The 19,808-nt window shown below is 44.3% G+C and carries 19 protein-coding genes; 8 read left to right on the top strand and 11 right to left on the bottom strand.

Annotation, left to right across the window (positions count from 1 at the left end):
- Window positions 1–9: 9 nt before the first annotated feature.
- A complete protein-coding gene (locus ACFGVS_RS15025) occupies window positions 10–570 on the top strand; it encodes a GNAT family N-acetyltransferase (RefSeq protein ID WP_090642767.1) in 561 nt (186 codons plus the stop codon).
- A gap of 15 nt (window positions 571–585) precedes the next feature.
- Here ACFGVS_RS15025 and ACFGVS_RS15020 read toward each other — a convergent pair whose 3' ends face one another.
- The 4 genes from ACFGVS_RS15020 to ACFGVS_RS15005 form a co-directional block, all read right to left on the bottom strand.
- Window positions 586–1,389: a hypothetical protein gene (locus ACFGVS_RS15020; protein ID WP_439699212.1), complete on the bottom strand. Its 804-nt coding sequence runs from the start codon at window positions 1,387–1,389 to the stop codon at window positions 586–588.
- A gap of 5 nt (window positions 1,390–1,394) precedes the next feature.
- Window positions 1,395–1,715 (bottom strand): hypothetical protein, encoded by a 321-nt coding sequence (locus ACFGVS_RS15015; protein WP_439699211.1) that lies wholly within the window; start codon window positions 1,713–1,715, stop codon window positions 1,395–1,397.
- A 201-nt stretch (window positions 1,716–1,916) separates the two neighbouring features.
- On the bottom strand, window positions 1,917–2,138 hold the full coding sequence (locus ACFGVS_RS15010; RefSeq protein ID WP_439699210.1) for a YdeI/OmpD-associated family protein: 222 nt from the start codon (window positions 2,136–2,138) through the stop codon (window positions 1,917–1,919).
- A gap of 30 nt (window positions 2,139–2,168) precedes the next feature.
- Window positions 2,169–3,311, bottom strand: a complete 1,143-nt coding sequence (locus ACFGVS_RS15005; protein WP_439699209.1) for a carboxypeptidase-like regulatory domain-containing protein — start codon at window positions 3,309–3,311, stop codon at window positions 2,169–2,171.
- A gap of 88 nt (window positions 3,312–3,399) precedes the next feature.
- On the opposite strand from ACFGVS_RS15005, the gene ACFGVS_RS15000 reads away from it, so the two are divergent.
- Window positions 3,400–5,916, top strand: coding sequence for a TonB-dependent receptor domain-containing protein (locus ACFGVS_RS15000; protein WP_439699208.1), 2,517 nt, complete (start codon window positions 3,400–3,402; stop codon window positions 5,914–5,916).
- 207 nt (window positions 5,917–6,123) lie between these two features.
- Complete coding sequence (locus ACFGVS_RS14995) at window positions 6,124–7,341, top strand: MFS transporter (RefSeq protein WP_439699207.1); 1,218 nt, start codon at window positions 6,124–6,126, stop codon at window positions 7,339–7,341.
- An 80-nt stretch (window positions 7,342–7,421) separates the two neighbouring features.
- Here ACFGVS_RS14995 and ACFGVS_RS14990 read toward each other — a convergent pair whose 3' ends face one another.
- The 5 genes from ACFGVS_RS14990 to ACFGVS_RS14970 all read right to left on the bottom strand — a co-directional run bounded on the left by ACFGVS_RS14990 (window position 7,422) and on the right by ACFGVS_RS14970 (window position 10,513).
- On the bottom strand, window positions 7,422–7,790 hold the full coding sequence (locus ACFGVS_RS14990) for a hypothetical protein (RefSeq protein ID WP_439699206.1): 369 nt from the start codon (window positions 7,788–7,790) through the stop codon (window positions 7,422–7,424).
- Between the two features lie 18 nt (window positions 7,791–7,808).
- The gene (locus ACFGVS_RS14985) at window positions 7,809–8,144 is read right to left on the bottom strand and encodes a hypothetical protein (protein ID WP_439699205.1); all 336 of its coding nucleotides are present in this window, start codon (window positions 8,142–8,144) and stop codon (window positions 7,809–7,811) included.
- Between the two features lie 72 nt (window positions 8,145–8,216).
- Window positions 8,217–8,525 carry a 2Fe-2S iron-sulfur cluster-binding protein gene (locus ACFGVS_RS14980; protein WP_439699204.1) on the bottom strand — a complete coding sequence of 103 codons (309 nt, stop codon included), beginning with the start codon at window positions 8,523–8,525 and terminating at the stop codon, window positions 8,217–8,219.
- A 2-nt stretch (window positions 8,526–8,527) separates the two neighbouring features.
- On the bottom strand, window positions 8,528–9,538 hold the full coding sequence (locus tag ACFGVS_RS14975; RefSeq protein ID WP_439699203.1) for an NAD(P)/FAD-dependent oxidoreductase: 1,011 nt from the start codon (window positions 9,536–9,538) through the stop codon (window positions 8,528–8,530).
- 75 nt (window positions 9,539–9,613) lie between these two features.
- Complete coding sequence (locus tag ACFGVS_RS14970) at window positions 9,614–10,513, bottom strand: LysR substrate-binding domain-containing protein (protein ID WP_439699202.1); 900 nt, start codon at window positions 10,511–10,513, stop codon at window positions 9,614–9,616.
- A gap of 362 nt (window positions 10,514–10,875) precedes the next feature.
- Between ACFGVS_RS14970 and ACFGVS_RS14965 the strand changes: the two genes are divergently transcribed.
- The 5 genes from ACFGVS_RS14965 (at window position 10,876) to ACFGVS_RS14945 (ending at window position 17,693) form a co-directional block, all read left to right on the top strand.
- On the top strand, window positions 10,876–11,415 hold the full coding sequence (locus ACFGVS_RS14965) for an acyl-CoA thioesterase (protein WP_090642811.1): 540 nt from the start codon (window positions 10,876–10,878) through the stop codon (window positions 11,413–11,415).
- 61 nt (window positions 11,416–11,476) lie between these two features.
- Window positions 11,477–11,680, top strand: coding sequence for a YqaE/Pmp3 family membrane protein (locus tag ACFGVS_RS14960; RefSeq protein ID WP_090642816.1), 204 nt, complete (start codon window positions 11,477–11,479; stop codon window positions 11,678–11,680).
- 363 nt (window positions 11,681–12,043) lie between these two features.
- Window positions 12,044–15,178, top strand: coding sequence for a hypothetical protein (locus ACFGVS_RS14955; protein ID WP_439699201.1), 3,135 nt, complete (start codon window positions 12,044–12,046; stop codon window positions 15,176–15,178).
- Window positions 15,179–15,348: 170 nt separating this feature from the next.
- Window positions 15,349–16,695 carry a sigma-54-dependent transcriptional regulator gene (locus ACFGVS_RS14950; protein ID WP_090642824.1) on the top strand — a complete coding sequence of 449 codons (1,347 nt, stop codon included), beginning with the start codon at window positions 15,349–15,351 and terminating at the stop codon, window positions 16,693–16,695.
- Window positions 16,696–17,525: 830 nt separating this feature from the next.
- Entirely contained in the window at window positions 17,526–17,693 is a 168-nt protein-coding gene (locus ACFGVS_RS14945; RefSeq protein WP_439699200.1) for a hypothetical protein, read from the top strand.
- A gap of 95 nt (window positions 17,694–17,788) precedes the next feature.
- Here the strand turns inward: ACFGVS_RS14945 and ACFGVS_RS14940 are convergent, their stop codons facing one another.
- Window positions 17,789–18,544: a HEPN domain-containing protein gene (locus tag ACFGVS_RS14940; RefSeq protein WP_439699199.1), complete on the bottom strand. Its 756-nt coding sequence runs from the start codon at window positions 18,542–18,544 to the stop codon at window positions 17,789–17,791.
- A complete protein-coding gene (locus ACFGVS_RS14935) occupies window positions 18,537–19,703 on the bottom strand; it encodes a DUF262 domain-containing protein (protein WP_439699198.1) in 1,167 nt (388 codons plus the stop codon). The genes ACFGVS_RS14940 and ACFGVS_RS14935 overlap by 8 nt, the downstream gene beginning before the upstream one ends.
- Between the last annotated feature and the right edge of the window lie 105 nt (window positions 19,704–19,808).

Raw genomic sequence — 19,808 nt, 5'->3', positions numbered from 1 at the left:
AAACCGCTTATGATACGCCAGGCATTACCAATTGACGCGATCTTGCTTAGTAAGCTCATTATCCTGGCTATGGGCAACCTTGCCCCAAAATTTGTAAACGGCAGAGATGAAAGCGAGGCCTGTTCCCTTTTTGAGTTGTTCGCCGGTAAAACAGGCAATCAATACAGTTATGAGAATGCTTTAGTTTACGAAGATGAAAGCGGCATTTGCGGCATGATCACTGGGTATGATGGCGCTAAGCTGGCTACTTTAAGAAAGCCGTTTTTAAAATACATTAAAGCGACTTATGGATTTGAGCAATCTGTGGAAGACGAAACCCAGCCCGGCGAATATTATATTGATTGCTTAAGCGTGTTGCCCGGTCACCAGGGTAAAGGGATAGGCAAAAAACTGATTGGGGCACTTATTGAACACGCGGCTGATAAAGGATATTTTACAACCGGGCTGTTGGTTAGCAAAAGTAATCCCGGGGCGAAATCTATGTATACCAGCAAGGGTTTTAAGGTGGTGGACGAGCGGTTTTTTGTGGGGGATATGTATGAGCACCTGCAATATCGGTTTGAGAAATAAGGCTGGTTTAAAACATTACGCTTCAAAAATGCGCAGGTATCTGCTTACCGAAAAATCCATCACCGCCATAGCGCCTTTTAAAATATAACGACCAAAGGCACCATACATAGCTTGATATTTAAGGTGACTGACAGATTGCTGTATTTGCAAAATATCCTTTTTGGACAGTGGGATAAGGTTAGGATAGCTATACATAAATGATACCGATTTAAGGTCGGGGCTTACCTGTATCACATCGCCAACTAATAATAAGCCATCATTTTGCGGGCTGTACAAAACGTTGCCTCCGGGGAAGTGACCGCCGCTGCGTATCAATTTAATATCGTCCCACAAAGTAATTTCCTGCTCGGGCCATAAATGTAATGGTGCATCCCTCCGGCAAAGCCACTCTTCATCCAGTGCATTAATGTAAACAGGTGCATTGCCAAAGGCTTTGCTCCACTCCACTATTGTGGTAAAATAGTGCGGGTGCGATAGGGCGATGGCTTTGATGCCACCAAGTTTATTCACTTCGGCAATAGTTTCCTGGTCAATATTGCTGATGCAATCCCATAAAACATTACCGCCTGGAGTTATCAGCAGGTGGGCACGCTGGCCTATGCCAAAAGCAGGCTTGGTATAAATGGCATACAAATTTGGGGCAACCTGCTCAATTTTGTTTTTATATTGCTGATTTAAACCGGCAAGCGTAATCCAGCTTTGGCCTTTGGGGTTTACATACTGGCGATCGTCTTCGCAAATTTTGCAGGCTAATGGTGGCGTGGCAGATGGAGGGTATTGTACGCCGCAAGTGGTGCAGATATAGGGTATAAGTGGCATATTGGTCAGAGCTTGTAAATTATTTTATATAAGTCCTGCAAAGGATATTCTCCCTGTAATCCATAATCTTCAATTACAATTTTGCCGGTATTGGTATAAAATGTTATGGTTGATTTGGGCTGATCTGACATGTTAACAGTATATTTTCTTTTGAGATTTTTTAAATCAGCGCGCTGAAGTATCTTATAAATTTGCTTCATTTCGTTATTACTTAACGAATAAGCAGAATCTTTATGTTTAGGGCTATAGTACCATTTTTTACAATTACTTGAATTATCAGCCAGGTTTATAAGGCAATGGATTGATGGGTAATCATCTGATTCCACGCCGAAACTACTTAAATCTGCTTCGATTTTAAAAACGGAATTTGCCGTAAGTATTTTTTGACCGCAACTAAATGTTAAAGTACAAAAGAATACTATAACTAAAACATAGTACTGCGGTCGAAATCTTAATTGCCACATTTCTCAGTTTTCAAGGATTGGTCTTAAAGTTTAAATAACCCGCGTTAAGGAGGAATTAGCTTATTAAGTCTTCAGTGTTTTTTGCTTATTCCGCAGCATGATCATTGCCTTATCGGCCCGCACTTTACGGGTGTCTTCCTGCTTTGCCGAGCCTACCCAATCGCAATAGCCCTGCTTGTATGATTTGGACAAGCTTTCAAAAAATTCCATAGCCTCGGGTTCCTGGTCAAGCAGTACCTGTAACTCGGGAGGGGTGCCTTCAATGTGTTCGCCTTTTTTTAACATTTTGGTTTATATATAGACCTAAATATGGCCTTATTTTTCGTCCTTCCCAAATTCCAGCGGGGTTAAATCGGCAATCTGTTCCCATCCCATAAAGCCTTCAAATAAAAGGCCATTGGTTGGGCTATAATTGCCCTGGCTGTCAATAGTTATGTTTTTTTCCAACAGGTTCACCATCGACATTTGCCCGTTAGGAAATTTTGCCCGGGCAGGTCTCTCAATTTTAAACCCGCTGTTTTCAAAACCCGCGGGGTTACGCTCTTTGGTGTAAACCACAAACAGGGCATCTTTAAAAGTAAAATTTTTAAGGTTATCAGTGGCAGACGTCAGCAGCGAGTCGACCATTACCTGGTGATCATCAAAGATCATGCGGTTTTCATTGCTGTATTTTGTGCCGATGGGGGGCTTATGCAGCAGTTTATAAATCTCGAAGCCGGTTTCATAAACCTTATTATTATAAATAGCTGTCATCAAATTAATGATAGATCCGTTGTAAGCCGTTTCCCTGTTCTTTTTCCATCGGGCTGCTTCCTTATCGGTCTTGGCAGGCATTTCTTCAAAAGATGGATAACCCTGGTAGCGTAAAATATTATTGGTGTTATCGTGCTCAAAATTGGTTAACAGGTATTTTACGCGATAACCTAATGCCTTATTTTGAATGATCAGGAACTCATCGGCGCTTGCCGTAAGGGTAAGGCTCTGCTTATCGTAGTGAAAAAATAATACTTTGGGATTCAAAATATCACAATCGCCGGCATTAGGGGTGGTACCCAGGAACCATTTTTTAAACTCCCTGTAATGCTCTTCCCAATTATTATCGGCAGTAATGGTAACCTCTTTCAGTTTATTGGTATTGGTTTTTAAAACCAGGCCCAGCTGTACCGCGTGATTCTTAACAACAACGGGCATCGAAAGCGGCTCGAACCCTATCATTTTGGCCACCAAAACATACTGCCCCGGCGAAACATGATCAAGGTGAAATGTGCCATAATTATCGCAGGCTGTAATGGTTTTGGTACCCGTAAGGAAAACAGTTGCCCCCGGCAAAGGGCCACTATCATCGCGCACAGTGCCTTTTATAGTGTAGGTTTCCTGGGCCTTTAAATGGCTGCCGACAGCTAAAAATATACAAAGTAACAGGTACTTAAATTCCCTTAACGCGGGCAAAATTTTCATATTGGAATTTACTAAAATAATCACCATACATTGAATATGCCAAATAGTTCCTCTTCTTTATTTGTAATTAATCTAAATAAAAATAACTTTGCAAAAAAATAGCCCGGCACTTGGTCGCCAAACTTCATACCGGGCAAATAACAAACCTGTTAAAATTTATTATTTAAGTAAAACTATGCATTTTACCGCTACTTGCCCCTCAACATTCGTTAAATACCGCCCCGTTTTATTAAAAGTATTCAATGGTATAAAACTCGCCTCTTTATTTGTGCTCCTTATTGTCTCTTGCCAGGCATCTGCCCAGGTTGCATCAAACGGAGCTATAAAAGGAACAGTAAAAACAGCCGACGGTAAAGCCGCCGAATATGTAAATATTACCATTACCGAAACCAGCCAGGGGGCGGTTACCACGCAAAGTGGTCATTATCTGATTAAAAGCATTAAACCAGGCAACTACACATTGGTAGCCAGTTTTATTGGTCTGCAAACCCAAACACGGCAGGTAGCCGTAACCGCTGGCGAGACCACTACTATAAACTTTGTATTAAGCGAAGGCGGCAAGCAATTGCAGGAAGTTTACATACAAAGCGCCAAGCATAACAAGTTTTTGAAAAAAGAAACCGAAGATGTTGCCCGCCTGCCTCTCAAAAATCTTGAGAACCCGCAGGTTTACAGCGTAGTTACCAGCGAACTGATGAAAGAGCAGGTGGTAACCAGCTATGTAGATGGATTCAAAAATATCCCGGGTACCGGCGTTCCGCTGGTATATAACAACGGGCGTACAACCTTGCTGTCGCGCGGTTTTGTAACCGGCAATTTTATCCGTAATAGTGTTGCCGGTTATAACTTTAACAGTATCGATCCGGCAGATATTGAAAAGATAGAGGCCATTAAAGGCCCCACCGGTACCTTGTTTAACAGTAGCCTGGCATCGTTTGGCGGTTTGTTTAACCGGGTTACCAAACAACCCTTTGAAACCGCCCGCACCGAAATTACCTACCAAACCGGTAGCTTTGACCTTAACAGGCTTACCGCCGATGTTAACCTGCCCTTAAATACAGATAAAACCGTATTGTTTAGGATTAACACCGCTTTGCATAACGAGCATAGCTTTCAGGATGCCGGTTTTAACCGCAGCTTTTTTGTGGCCCCCAGCGTTACCTATATCGTAAACGATCGTTTATCGGTTGATTTAAATTTAGAAATAGGCAATTCAAATGCTACATCGGCCTATCGCCTGGCACCTGATACCAAGGGGAAAATATATAATGTTAAAGACCTGGGGATTGATTACAAACGATCCTTCGCCAATAACAATGTCGACTACCTGAGCAGGCAAATTGACGTTTACGGGCTGATAAAATACAAGATATCGGATAACTGGAAATCGCAAACGATGTTTAACAAAACCTACTCGAGCACCAAGGGGTTTGTTACCCTGTTAACCCTGGTTGATAGCGTAAAAAAGATTAAACAGCAGGCTACCAAAGAAGATTACCCGTACTACATTACCAATGTTCAACAAAATTTTATAGGCGATTTCAAAATCGGTCAGTTCCGTAACCGTATTGTGGCCGGGGTAGAGTATTATAACCAAAAAAGCAATAATGCCAATGTTACCGTAACCATGCCTGCTATAAGCTACCTTGACCCCGGAGCGGCGTACAATAATTTTACTGCCGATAAACTTTCGGCACTGGTTGCGGCAGCTACGCCTAAAGCCAGCGATTACGTTCAGAATAACCAAAGCTCATACGCGGCCTATGTATCGGATGTATTTAATATTACCGATAGGCTAAACGCCATGGCCAGCATCCGTATTGACAGGTTTGATAACAAAGGCGCTTATACCCCGGCTGATGGCAAAAGAACAGGGAATTTTAAGCAAACGGCCTGGTCGCCAAAATTGGGTATGGTTTACGAACTGGTTAAAGGGCAGGTATCGTTATTTGGTAACTATATGAACGGGTTTAACAACGTAAGTGCCACCAGTTTTGATAATACCCCATTTAAGCCGCAATATGCCAACCAATGGGAAGGCGGCGTAAAGGTTGACGCCTGGGATCATAAAATTAGCTCGACGGTGAGTTATTACGATATTTCGGTAACCAATACAACCATGGACGACCCCGCGCACGCCGGCTTTTCGACCCAGGCAGGCACACAGCTAAGCAAAGGTATCGAAGCGGAGTTGATTGCCAATCCGTTTAAGGGCTTTAATATTGTTGCAGGTTTTGCCTATAATGATAGCAAAATAACAAACGCCGCTGCGGGCACAGGCTTGCAGGGTTTACGCCCGGCCAATGCCGGCCCTGCACGTTTGGCAAACCTGTGGATGAGTTATCGTATTGGAAGCGGCGGGCTGCAAGGCCTGGGCGCCGGGGTGGGCGGCAACTACGGTAGCCAATCGTACCAAACCAATACACAAACATTTAAATTTGTTATCCCATCATATACTACCATTGATGCCACCGTATTTTACGATAAGCCTAAATACCGCGTAGGATTTAAGCTGGATAACCTTACCAACGAAAAATACTGGTCGTTCCGGTTGGCGCCGCAAAACCCAACACGCGGAACGTTAAGCCTGAGTATTAAGTTTTAAAGGATGCAGGGACAAGTATTTAGTCGAAAGTCTTGAGTTTTAAGTCAAAAATGACAATTCAAACTTAGGACTTACGACTAAGTGCTTATGACTTAGAACTTGACCTGAAAATGTTATATCAATGTAAAGTGTAAAAAACACACCAACTAAATTAGCCTGATGGCCCTCATATCCTTAAATTTGCGCCGTTAACAATATCAAATACGCATGGAGGCAGAAATTAGCGCGGATACTACATCATCAAAGGTTAGCTTAACTATTATAGGCTTTGTAGCATTCACTTTTATTGCCTACGTTTCCATCGGGTTATCGCTGGCCGTGCTTCCGGTCTTTATTCATCAAAAATTAGGGTTTAGCGCTGTGGTGGCGGGCATAGTAATCAGCCTGCAATATATCACTACTTTTTTGTGCCGCATGTTTGCCGGTAATATGGTAGATAAGCGGGGGCCGAAGCCTGCGGTTACCATGGGCATGGCTGCTTTTACCGCAAGCGGCATAATGCTGCTTTTTGCCTGGCTGCTGCGCGATATGCCGCTGATAAGCCTGGGTATGCTGATAATTACCCGCCTGGTAACCGGCATTGGCGAAGGCTTTGTAGGATCGAGCCCCATAAACTGGGCCATATTTGCCACCAGCGACGAACATACGGCTAAAGCTATATCATTTAACGGCATAGCCAGTTATGGAGGTATTGCTGTTGGTGCGCCACTTGGAGTAATCATTAGTAATAGCTTTGGTTTAGGTGCTATAAGTTTGCTGATTGCAATGCTTGCCTTTGGCGGCTTTTTATATGCCAAAAACAAAACGGCGCTGCAAGGCAGCAGCAAAGCGCCCCGCCAGGGGTTTTTACAGGTATTAAAAAAAGTATCGCCATATGGTATCGCTATGGGGCTTGGCGGCCTGGGGTTTGGTACCATATCAACCTTTATAACACTATATTACATGGCCCTTAAATGGCAGGGCGCGGTATTGTGCCTGTCGGCCTTTAGCGGTATGTTTATTTTGGGGCGTTTGGTTTTTTCAAAAGCCATCAACAAATATGGCGGTATGAAAACCAGCCTTGTTTGCCTTTCGGTAGAAGTGATTGGTTTACTGGTGCTGTGGTTGGCCCCTGTGCCATACCTGGCTGTAATAGGTGCTGGTATTACGGGGCTTGGTTTTTCGCTGGTATTCCCGGCCCTTGGTGTCGAGGCGGTTAAACTGGTTCCTGCATCTAATAAAGGTGCGGCACTTAGCGGCTACAGCCTGTTTATCGATATGTCGTTAGGCTTAACCGGCCCGTTGGTGGGCTTTGTGGCCAGCCAGTTCGGGTTGATGTATATTTTTCCGTTTAGTATGGTTATGGTGATGATAGGGCTGGGGATGGCGGTTTGGCTCTTTTATAAAAGAAACCCCTTCAGCGCCCCTCTAAACCTCCCCCGGTAGGGGAGACTTTTTGATTTTCTGGGGCCCTCCCTTCCGGGGAGGGTTTGGGTGGGGCTCCGCCAGGAGACAAAAGTACAAGTTCATTTCCTCGCTTTCCATATAGCCAACTTACTCCAAAATGATTTTTTACCCTCATATAGGTCGTTAACGGCACTATAATACAATTTGGAGTTGTGCTCTAATTCTTCCTGCACAACATTAAGTATTCTGCTTGTTTTATCAGAATAAAAAGGCTCCGAATCCGGCTCTTTAATCACGGGCTTGCTAAATAATTCCTTTATTGAATCATATCTGCTACGTATAAACTCGTTTGAAGGCCATGCGAAGTTATCCATACAAGCAACTTCCAGCGCACCATTGGCATAAAAGTAATGTGATTTAGGCACCCAGGCTATTAAAAAGGCAGCGTTAATATCATGACCGGGTTTATAAAAATTTATCTGGTTCAATTGTTCTCCAAGTGCCAGTCAGGTATCCCATGGCGGGGTGTCTCCTATATCAACATAACATGCGCTTTCGGCTTCAGGTGCGCCATCTACGACTGTTGAATCCGGATCAAATATCATAATCCGGCCATAATGGTGCAATTCAGAAACGGGAATTAAGTTTATCCCCGATTCAGATAACAAGGCCGACCGTGTTGAAATAATCCGGTCAATAGCCGAAAGCTTTCCAGACTCCGGAATTTCATAATAATAGTAATGTAGCGATAATTCCTCTGAACGAAACAGGTTGGTATTAAAGTTATTATTGACTTTTTCTATCCACGTTGCGGTTTCCTGAATCACCTTAATTATATCCATAGATAAGGTTTGTATTAGAATGTATTAATAATGCGAGTTTTTCCGGTCTTGCTACTTGATACTAACTACTTGCTACTTTAATCTCACCACCAGTCCATCCATCTCTTCGGTAATCCGCATCTGGCAGGCCAGGCGGCTGTGTTCGTCGGCGTTGGGCAGGGTATCCAGCATATCAAGTTCAATATCTGTGGCATGAAAATATTGTTCGGGACCTTCAAGTACCTGTACGTGGCAGGTGGCGCAAAGGGCCATGCCGCCGCAGGTGGCCAGCACATCGTATTCGGATGCTTTTAAAACCTCCATCAGGCTCAGGTTGATGCCTTCGGGGATTTCAACAGGCTGGCGGTCGCCCTGGCGGTCTTCAATAATTAAGTTGATCATGGTTAAAATTCGGTTACGCCGTAAACGGTGGTGTATTTAAAACTCAGTTTTTGCTCGGGGTAAACGTACTTGAAGGCGCTTTGGGCCATCAGCGCGGCTTCGTGGAAACCGCAAAGGATCAGTTTTAGTTTACCGGGATAGGTATTGATGTCGCCGATGGCATAAATTCGCTCCACGTTGGTGCTGTAATCCCTGGTGTTCACCTCAATGGCCGAGAAGCTAATGTTTAAGCCCCAGTTGGCAATCGGGCCCAGTTTGGGGCTCAAGCCAAACAGCGGGATCAGGTGATCGGCAGCTATATGGCTTACCTCGTTGTTCCTGTCGAGCAGGGTTACTTCCTCCAAATGGCCTTCGCCGGTTAAGGCTACTACGTTTGATTTCAGGATGAGATCAATTTTGCCTTCGCGGGCCAGTTCAAAAACCTTTTCGGCAGAGTCGGGCACACCGCGGAAGGTATCACCTCTATGCACCAGGGTGACACGCTCGGCCACGTTAGAAAGGAATATCGCCCAATCCAGCGCAGAATCGCCACCGCCTGCTAAAACGATTTTTTTATTGCGGAACAGCTCCGGATTTTTTACCATGTAGGCCACGCCTTTGCCTTCAAAATCAAGCAGGCGATCAATCTCCGGTTTGCGGGGTTCAAAGCAGCCCAGGCCGCCGGCTATTACTACTACCTGGCAGTGTACGGTGGTGTTATCGTTGGTTTGGATAGTGTATGAGCCGTCGTGGTTCCGGTTAACAGTTTCAACCCGTTCGCCCAGGCTAAAGGTGGGATGGAAGGGCGCTATCTGCTCCATCAACCTGTCTACCAATTCCTGCGCGGTAACTTCGGGGTAGCCGGGGATATCGTATATAGGTTTGTGCGGATAAATTTCGGAAAGCTGGCCGCCAACCTGGGGTAGTACATCAATCAGGTGGCAGCGCATTTTTAACAGGCCAGCCTCAAAAACCGCAAATAAACCAACCGGCCCTGCGCCAATAATGCAAATATCAGTATCAATATGTTCCATAACCTGCTCTTTAATTCAGCACTCAAATGTGGCTGTAAAGCGGGTGGCAAACAAATGATATAAAGTAATATCCGATTACTTTAAGTTATAATTGGCCAGGCAGAAACGTTTAAAAAGTTCAATCAGTTTACTGTTTTTTCCATGCAGCTGGATGAACTGGAAGGTGCGGAAAATATCGAGCCCCTTAATATCGATAATGCTTAGCTCATTATACTTCAACTCGCTTACTACCGATTGGATGGACAGGAAAGTAGCTGTATCTGAGTATAAAAGGTATTGTTTTATGGCGATGCTGCTCTCCAGCTGAATCTCAATGTTCAGATCTTTGGGGCTGATTTGTACACTTGCCAGTGCGTCGTAGATTACATCCAGGGTACCCGATCCGGCCTCGCGCAAAACAAGGGGAATATCCAATAACTGCTTCGGGCTTATTTCGGCCTTTTTTGATAACTTATTGTTTGCCCTGGTTACCAACACTATCTCATCCTTGGCAAATGGCGAATAGGCCAGCTGGGGTGAGTGGGACGAGCCTTCGATGATGGCAATGTCCAGCTTCTCGTCCATAATCATTTGCGAAACCTGGTCGGTATTGGCCTGTATGAAGTTGAAGGTGATCTCGGGGTAAGTTTTCTTGAACAGCGCCAATATTTTGGGCAAAATGGTTTGGGCTACCGTAGTGCTGGCCCCGATGTGCAGGGTTCCCGCCTCGATGTTGTTGAGCTGCGCCAGTTCGGTTTCAAGAGCACTATAAGTTTGAAAAATCTTATCTGCGTAGTGCACCAATACTTTGCCGGCCGTAGTAAGCACAATGTTGTTTCCGTTGCGCTTAAACAGCTGCACATTAAGCTGCTGCTCCAGCTCCTTAATATGCTTGGTAACGGCAGGCTGGGTAATAAACAGCTCGTTAGCCGCTTTGGTAAAGCTAAGCCGCTGCGCAACCGTATAAAATACCTTTAACCGAAAATCGAAGATCATTGGGTTAAAGGTAAGGGTTTAATTTTTAACCGGGAAACTGTGTGTACCGGTACGGAATGAAACACCCTGGTACGCCCTGAGACGCCCTGGTACACCCTGAAACACCCTGGTACGCCCTGAAACACCCTGGTACGGGGTGAAACACCCTGGTACACCTGCAATTGTTGGATTTTAAAATATTAAAAAGAGCAAGGGAATAGCACGATTCCTCACTTGCAAAGGGGAGGTAGGGGTTAAATCAGGCGGTCAGGTCGCCTTGTAATCTGTTGTGCGGCGAAACCCATCCCTGCCTTTGCGCTCAATTTCAACCGCACTTTAACTCTTGATTCTTAACTCTTGGCTCTTCTCCCTATATTTGCACCATGACAGGAAAATCGCCCAAAGAATCATATACCATCATGAATGAACTGGTATTGCCCAATGATACCAATACATTAAACAACCTGATGGGTGGGCGCCTGCTGCACTGGATGGATATTGCGGCGGCCATATCGGCACAAAAACATTGTAACCGTATTGTGGTTACGGCCTCGGTTGATAATGTTTCGTTCCAGGCGCCGGTTAAACTGGGCGATGTAATTAGTATTGAAGCCAGGGTAACCCGCGCTTTTACCACATCAGTTGAGGTGAGAATGGATGTTTGGGCTCAAAATATTCCATCGGGGACCAAAGTTAAAAGCAACGAGGCCTATTATACTTTTGTAGCCTTAGATAACGACGGACAAAAAACCCAGGTGCCGGCATCATTGCCCGAAACTGACGAAGAAATAGCTTTGTACGAAGGCGCACTTCGCCGCCGCCAGCTGCGGTTAATACTGGGTGGCAAAATGCAGGCCAACGACGCAACCGAACTGAAAGCCTTGTTTTTTGGCGAGCAATTGCCCCTGAATTTGAAAGATTAATTTTAGTAACAATTGCGGCCCGGCTGAGTCAAAAGGATATCAACTTAAAAATTAACCGGCCATGAGATACTTTCTGTGTTTTTTATTTCCGCCGCTGGCCATTTTAACAACCGGCCGCATTGGCGCATTTATACTCAATATATTTTTAACCCTGTTTTTCTGGATCCCCGGCGTAATTCACTCCATACTGGTCACCAGCGATTATTATGATGCGCGCAGGCACCGCCAGTTAATGCGCGCCACACGCAGGGCACGATATTGGTAATTGGGTTTCATGTGAATGGTTGATGAGCTGAGTGGTTTTTAATATGTTTTAAACAGGCTGCCCTGGCTTGTTGTGCTTTATCGGGATAGTTTCCTGCTTTGCTGGCTATTCCTTTTTATTTTCTTTTTGATAATAAAAATTCCTTTACGTAATTATACTTAACTAATAATTAGTATTACTACCTGTGTACTTAGGTAGTGCCCCTCTTTTCGCGCTTTGTATTGCCTCCTAATTTTACCCCGTAAATAATCCAGGAGTAAGCAAAAATCCCTTGATGTTAATTGTACCTGTAATACATCATTAAACAGAGTAGCACCCGTGAGCCGAAAAGGGAATTAGAGTAGGCACCAAATTATCTATCTTATGGGAAAGATCCACACAAACGCCGGCAAAACAGGTGTACAACAAAATGCCGGCGATGAAGAAATGGTTATTACGCCGGGCGGGCCACGTCCAAAATCAATGGTTCATTATATTGAACCGGGGCATCATGTTAGCAGCGAAGGCGGCCGGTTAAAAATGATCCACACGGCCACTGCCAAAGTGGTTAAAGATTTTGGCGAAATACCTAAACATAATAAACAATCAGAAAGCCGGGTAGTTAGGGCAAAGCCTTTAAATAAGTTAGGTGGTGGCGCCACGCCAGGCCCTATAACCGATGGCTGGATAATAAATTCCGAATGGACTAATACTACCGGCAACCCGATAAGCTACTTCAGCTCAAAATGGGTTGTTCCGCCGGCGCCTGCTACAGATAACGGGCAGCTTGTTTATCTTTTTAACGGCATCCAGCAAACCAATTCGGGGCCGTTTATCTTACAGCCCGTTTTACAATGGGGCAATTCGCCGGCCGGCGGCGGCAGCAACTGGGCAATTACCAATTGGTATGTTGATGGGCAGGGCGGCCTTGCTTTACATGGCTCATTGGTGAATGTTAACCCCGGCGATGAATTGCAGGGAGTGATGACTTTAACAGGGCAATCGGGCGGTACATGTGATTACCAGTCGTCATTTATTGGCAATCCGACTGCCGACTTAACAGTTACCGGTATCGACGAGCTGAAATGGGCCAATGAAACCCTTGAATGTTACGGATTTTCGGCATTTTCTGATTATCCGGATACCGATTTGACAGCCTTTTACGATATCGAAATAAAGCTAAGAACATCCAATTCGCCGGTAACCGATGTGGAAGCTAACATCAATTGGCTGGCCGATAACAGCGTAACGGATAACGGCCAGCAATGCGTAATTGTAAGCAACGATAGCCCCGCGGGCGAAGTTTATTTGTATTACCGGGGTGTAACGCAAGGCATGTATTTTGTAACCGATAAAAGCACCTATGGTAAAGACGAAGTAGCCGACGTAATTTCGACAGCCGGCGGTAAATTTACCGATGCATTTTGGCTGGTGCTGGAAGGTTTTACCAAAGACCAGGTTACCAAAGATCAGCCATCGGCCCTTCATCCGGCCCTGTCGGGAGCATTTAATAGCCTTGCCGGTGTTACTATTACGCCAAACCCGGCTAATGTGGAGTATGAGGACCCTGCGGATTTGTATACCCCACAGCGCATCAGGTACCCTTTTGATGTAACATTCACATCAACAAGTATGTTCCCTGCTGTAGGCTCGGCCCCCATATTTGAGCAGTTGAATGCCACTATAACTATTGAGGGGAATACGTTAAGCGCCATCACTTTATTTGAGCTGGTATCGGGCGCCGATCCATATTTCACTAACCTCGATCCTTCAAATACCCACGATGTGTTTTACCTGAGCCAGGACCTGCGGGTGTTTTCGGTAAGCGCGGGCCATAGCCCGGTTTCGGGCGCGCCGGCATTTACCAGTGATCCGTACACCTCCATTCAAAACTTTTTGGGATTTTTAAATTCAAACACATCCTTTACCAATCCGGGTGCGGCTGATCCTTTGAATGCCCTGCCGGGCCAGTCGGGTTACGAAACCGGCGATTCGTCGGTTACACCTTTGGATGGGGCGTCGCAAAAAAATTACAATTTTGCCATTGCCCGGGTACGCTTACAGGATGCCGCATTAGCCTCTGCCGATAACGTAAGGGTGTTTTTCCGGCTTTTTGTAGCCCCCTCATTTGATACCGATTTTCAGCCTGCAACCACCTACAAAAGTACATTAGGAAGCAGCGGGGCCGACAACGGCAAGCCCATATTCCCGTTAGCGTCGGGCGATGGTATAACAGACCCATCGGGCCAGGCCGTTAAAACTATTCCCTTTTTTGCTACGGATGCCGCCGGTACACATGATTACGATTCGTCGGTAGCCAACGCTAATATCCGCAATATAGTTATCCCGGCCGGGCACAACAAAACCTGGGCCTATTTTGGCTGCTACCTGGATGTATACGATGCCGGCAACCAGGCCAAGTTCCCCGGAACACACCACTGTATTGTAGCCGAGATTGCTTATGACGATGCGCCTATCATCAACTCAGGCGGGGTAACCATGAGCCCCGAAAATTCAGATAAACTGGCACAGCGCAATTTGCAGATCACTTCATCGGGCAACCCAAGCTATCCCGAAACACATCGTATCCCGCAGGCTTTTGACATGCGCGCAAGCGAGGCCGTTGCTACCACACCCGGCTTACTGCTTGATTACCCCGACGAACTGATGATTGACTGGGGCAATACGCCGCATGGCAGCGTAGCCAGCCTTTACTGGCCGCAAATTAACAGTGCCGATGTGCTGCAGCTGGCATCAACGCTGTACAGCACTCATTTATTAGCCGCCGCCGATGCCAACACCATTAAATGCCAGGTTACCAAGGGTGTTACCTACATCCCAATCCCGGTTGGTACGGGCAAAAACTTTGCCGGGCTGTTTACGCTCGATTTGCCGCAAGGGATAACAGTTGGCCAGGAATTTAACATCAAGGTGCGCCGTGTAACTTCGCGCAAGCCCGAGCAAATCAATGTTGTTACCGTACTCAAAGAGAGCCACGGGGCCATTAACGTTGGCGGCAGGGGCAAGCCCATGCGCAACTGGCGATATATTACCGGCACCTTCCAGGTTAAAATACCGGTAGGTACCGATAAAGCCCTGCTTGGCCCCGAAGAAAATACGCTGGCCATTTTAAAATGGAGGCTGGAAAACATGCCGCAACAAAACCGCTGGTACCCCGTGCTGGAAAGATACGTTAGGGATGTTGCCATGCGCGTTGATGGTTTTGGCGGCAATTCGGTATCTGTTAAACCATCGCTGGATGGTGTGCCAACCAAAATAGCTGTCCACGAAAAACTGGTGGAGTACCGCGGCAAGGTAAGCGAAGTTGTTTACAATTGCTTTGGCGACCTGGAGGGTTTTGCACTGGATAAATGCTGTACCAAACCGCATTTATTTAAATGCACCGAAAAATCTGTTGGCGAACTGGTATCCCGCGCCTGCAAAGAACGCTGGACGATAGCGGTGTTTGTAAACGAAAAACAGGACGATAAGATTTGCGAGATAAGGGTATATCCCTGATTGAGATAGCTTTATCGGGTGCAAAGGCTGGCCGTAAGGTCGGCTTTTGTGTTTTACAGCCGGTTTGGAAAAAAAGCCCCACCGCACACGCAAGGTTTAAGCCCAATCCAACTCAATCAACTTAATCCAACCTAATCAACCATTCACCAAAAATTCCCATATTTGCCCCGATGCAAAAAGGTAAGCTATTAATTATTGACGATGAGGAACGCCTGCGTAACCTGATGGCCCGCATTTTGCAACTGGAAGGCCATGAGGTAATTACCGCAGGTACAGGCAAAGAAGGGCTGCGTAAATTACAGCAGGAGAATATCCAGGTTGTTTTGAGCGATGTTAAGCTGCCCGATACCGATGGTATTACGCTTACCGATACCATTAAAAAAGCATACCCATCTACCGAGGTTATTGTACTTACCGCCTATGGTACCATCAACGATGGCGTAAAGGCCATTAAGGCGGGCGCTTTTGATTATATTACCAAGGGCGATGATAACGAAAAGATAATCCCGCTGGTGAGTAAGGCCATGGATAAGGCCCTGCTGCAGCAAAAGGTACTGGAACTGCAAAGTAAGCTGAACGATAAATTTGGGTTCGACAGGCTGATAGGCAGATCAACAGCCATTAGCGATGTTATTAAGCTGGCTCAAAAAGTAGCCTTAACCGATACCACTGTTTTACTATTGGGCGAAACCGGTACCGGGAAAGAGATTTTTGCCGAGGCCATTCACCAGGCCAGTAACCGTAATACCAAATCGTTTGTGGCGGTAAACTGCAGCGCCTTTACCAAAGAGTTACTGGAGAGCGAACTGTTTGGCCATAAAGCCGGCTCATTTACCGGGGCTGTTAAGGATAAAAAAGGATTGTTTGAGGAAGCATCGGGCGGCACCATATTTTTAGATGAAATTGGCGAGCTTGACCACGACCTGCAAGCCAAATTGCTCCGGGTGCTGGAATCACAACAGTTTTTAAAAATTGGCGATACCAAACCTACCCAGGTTAATGTGCGCATACTGGCGGCCACCAACCGCAACCTGCAAACCGAAATTAACGACGGCCATTTCCGGTCGGATTTGTTTTACCGTTTATCCGTTTTCCAGATCACGCTTCCGCCATTGCGCGAGCGTAAGAAAGATATCAAATTGCTGGGCGAATATTTTATGCAATACTTTGCCCTGAAAGTTAAAAAGCAGGTAAACCAACTTAGCGACGAGTTTGTAAGCAAACTGGAAGCCTATAACTGGCCTGGCAACATCCGCGAGTTTAAAAACGTAATTGAACGCGCCGTAATACTCACCGATAACAATATTTTGGACGAGAGCCTGCTGCCTTACGAAATTCAGCAGCAACAGGTAAAAGCAGGGGCACCTATCTCGGCATTTGATCTTTCATCCGTTGAGAAACTCCATATTCAGCGGGTACTCAACCACACCCATGGCAATCGGGCCGAGGCTGCCAATTTGTTGAATATTGGGGTGGCTACGTTGTATAGGAAGTTGAAGGAGTATGGGTTGGAATAAGGGGAGGAAAACTATCGTCTGCCCACTGTCATGCTGAGGTACGAAGCATCTATTCGCGAACTTTGCTGGTGGTTATGCATGGCGTACAATAGATCCTTCGCTATCGCTCAGGATGACAGAAAATGAAACTTGCCGCCGCCGCCGCCGCCGCGCCGCCGCTGCCGCGAGTTTAAACTCGTGGTAAAACATGGTTTCAGCTTTCAGCTGAACTTGTAAGCAAACATGGTTAACAAAGGTTAACACAATTACGATTTATTTTACTTAAATAATTTATAATCAATGTATTATGATAAAATCATGGTTAACATGTGTTAACCATGATTTTATCGTTTTTCGTATTGCCCCGATATGAAACTTAGGGCTGCTGCAATGCCGCTTTGCCCCACACACCTGCAAAAACTTCCTATGCCCCGCCGCCGCACAGCCCGGCATTGTTTTGCCCGTTTTCGCCCGAAGCTGTTCTGCTGACAGCCCGGGAAAACGTGGGCTTATTGCAATGAAAGATACGCTGCTAAAATTCTGCTAATTCCTTAATTCTGCAAGTAATTCTGGTTCAGACAAAGACTGAAACCGTTCTGCTGACTGGGATAAGTAATGTTTTGGGAAACGAGAACCATAAATTATCCTCGCATGTCCTTTGCGCAACTATTTGGTTCCACATGAAACTTTGTCATTGCGAGCGCAGCGTGGCAATCTCGTAACTATGCAGGGCGAACTATTTAGGAATCGATATTATTTCGTAGAAACCGACAGCATCGGCCCGCTCATTCGCCGCGGGAGGGCTGTTACTTTGTCTTGATACAAAGTAACCAAAAATCAAGTCAGCAGAAATGCTTTTTGCGCTCGGGGCCTTTGCCCTGCAAAACGGGCAAAACCTGGGCTGGAATTATTTTGCCCCGGCCCGCTTTTGCCCCACGCACCTGCAAAAACTCCCTATGCCTTGCAGCCGTACGGCCCCGCATTGTTTTGCCCGTTTTCGCCCGAAGCTGTTCTGCTGACGGGAAGGGGGAAGATATTTCGTAAAGAAACGATCACAAGTCCTCCTGGCTCTGCCCTTTGGACAAGACGTACGCTAAGGGGGGCGATGGACTTTTTAATTAGACGTAAAATCATAAAACTTAGAAATTCCATCTTCGATAACTTTGCAAAGTTGCAAAGCATCAATAATATAAACTGCGATATCAGACGCACTTATTATTACTGTTAAGTCTCCTTTCGTATGAGCATATATTCCACGGTATTCAGCGAGTTTTTGCAAGGAATTTAACAATGAAAGGTTATCTGGTATATCAATCCCTACTGGTATAAGTAACTTCAAAAGATATTTTAATGACGCTCCATGATTATTTGTCACATAATGTTCAAAGAATTTGTTTGTTTCTTTTAAAATTTCTTTTGTGTAAGTATCTGTTTTCTTTGTCAGTTCTGAAATATTTTGTAACGTTAGAGGTTTTCCTGCTTTGTGTAAATCCGATGCTAGTTCAAGTTTGGATTTGTGGTTTTTTAAGGTGTCAGAATTATTATTGGAATAGATACTATAAGCACTACTTAAGATAAGTGTTTTAATTAACTGAGATAACGATTGGTTTATTTTATCCAATTCATTTTGATTCGCAGGTATAGTATTAATAAATTTCTGGGTCTTATACTTTTTATAAGAGCTGCTTATAGTCTTAATCGCTACTTTTTCAAAATACTCCTCAATCGCTGCGTGAGTTAAAACGCAAAACGCTTTTACACAATCCTCTTCTTCTTTAGATGGTAGTAAAGTCGTCGCCTTAATGTGCTGTTTTAAAAATCCAACATAAAGTCGATGGCAATAATTTTTTAAATTGGAGTAATCATTCATTTTCGACTGGCAACATATTTTCAAAATGTTTATTGAAAGACTCATTTATTAATACTCTAAACAAGTTAAATCTTATTGCGAGGCTCTTTTTGGTATTAGTAGATGAAACCATAGACTTTCTGAAAGGAGAATCCCTATCGGATAGCTTTTCAAAACCACTTAAATATTTAGAAATATTATCTTTGTTTAAATCCTTTTCTTCAAGTTGGGAAAAGTAGTAAAGCTGAACGTCAAAAAGATTTCGATTAAATCTTTTTTCAGAATAATATGCGCCAACCGAATTGATACCAACTATAGATTCAAGTAGTGTAATTCCCTTATTCAGGTCTAAATATAGATTTATCACAATCTTATTGTATTTATCCCAATCGTTATTTAAAGTTAACAATGTATCATCAAGGAACTTTTTTAAGTTGCCGTTATAGTCATTCAGCCGTATCCGATTTGACACAAACTTTAGTAGTATTTCTGCATCTAGTAATCTTTTGTCAGGCTGATCAATCCCCAGAACTTTATGCAGTGGGCCTATTTCTTCGGTAGATTCCATTAAGAAATCAGAAAATTTACCCTTTCTTAGTGATTGTCTCAACTCTTGCATGGATAATGGAACAGCTCCCGAGTTCAATCTGTAAAATATCTCGTAAAGAATATCATCAGATGTTTGATTAAAAACAACTGTACATCTAATATCAGAATTTTGGAATGCCCTGTATGATTCTTGATTTATATCTTGAGATAATAGCTCAATACTCATGTTATTAAGTTTAGGCTTTAATTTTAAGTCTTTTAAGATTGGTTTTACCCAATACTTATATGTCTCATGCTCTATAAAACCAGCAATGGTCAATAGTCGTTGTTTTCCATCTAAGACTATAAACTTATTTTTTTCTGTATGGCTTTCAGCCAATACAATTTCCGGGACGGGTAATTTGAGAATGAGTGATTCTATTAATCTACTCCTTTTTTCATCATTCCAAGCGTTTCTTCTTTGGAACTTAGGATTTAGCTCAATATTACCCTGTTTAATTTGATTATAAATGGTTTCTACAGTCCAGTCTCTTGAGAACGTTTTGATATTCTCCGAGAGAATTAAAGTTATATTATCGACGATCTCCTTGTTTGACTCAACAATCTCATTATCAATGTCGTTGTATTCCATTCTTATCTATTTATGATATTTTAAAGATATTCAAATTTCGTTAAGAAATTGTCTCCCAATATTTATAGTTTCCGATATTCGCCCGCCTTCAATTGCAATCGTCTT

The organism is Mucilaginibacter sediminis (assembly GCF_051903035.1).
Taxonomy (GTDB): Bacteria; Bacteroidota; Bacteroidia; order Sphingobacteriales; family Sphingobacteriaceae; genus Mucilaginibacter.
This window is presented reverse-complemented; position numbering and strand designations above follow the sequence as displayed.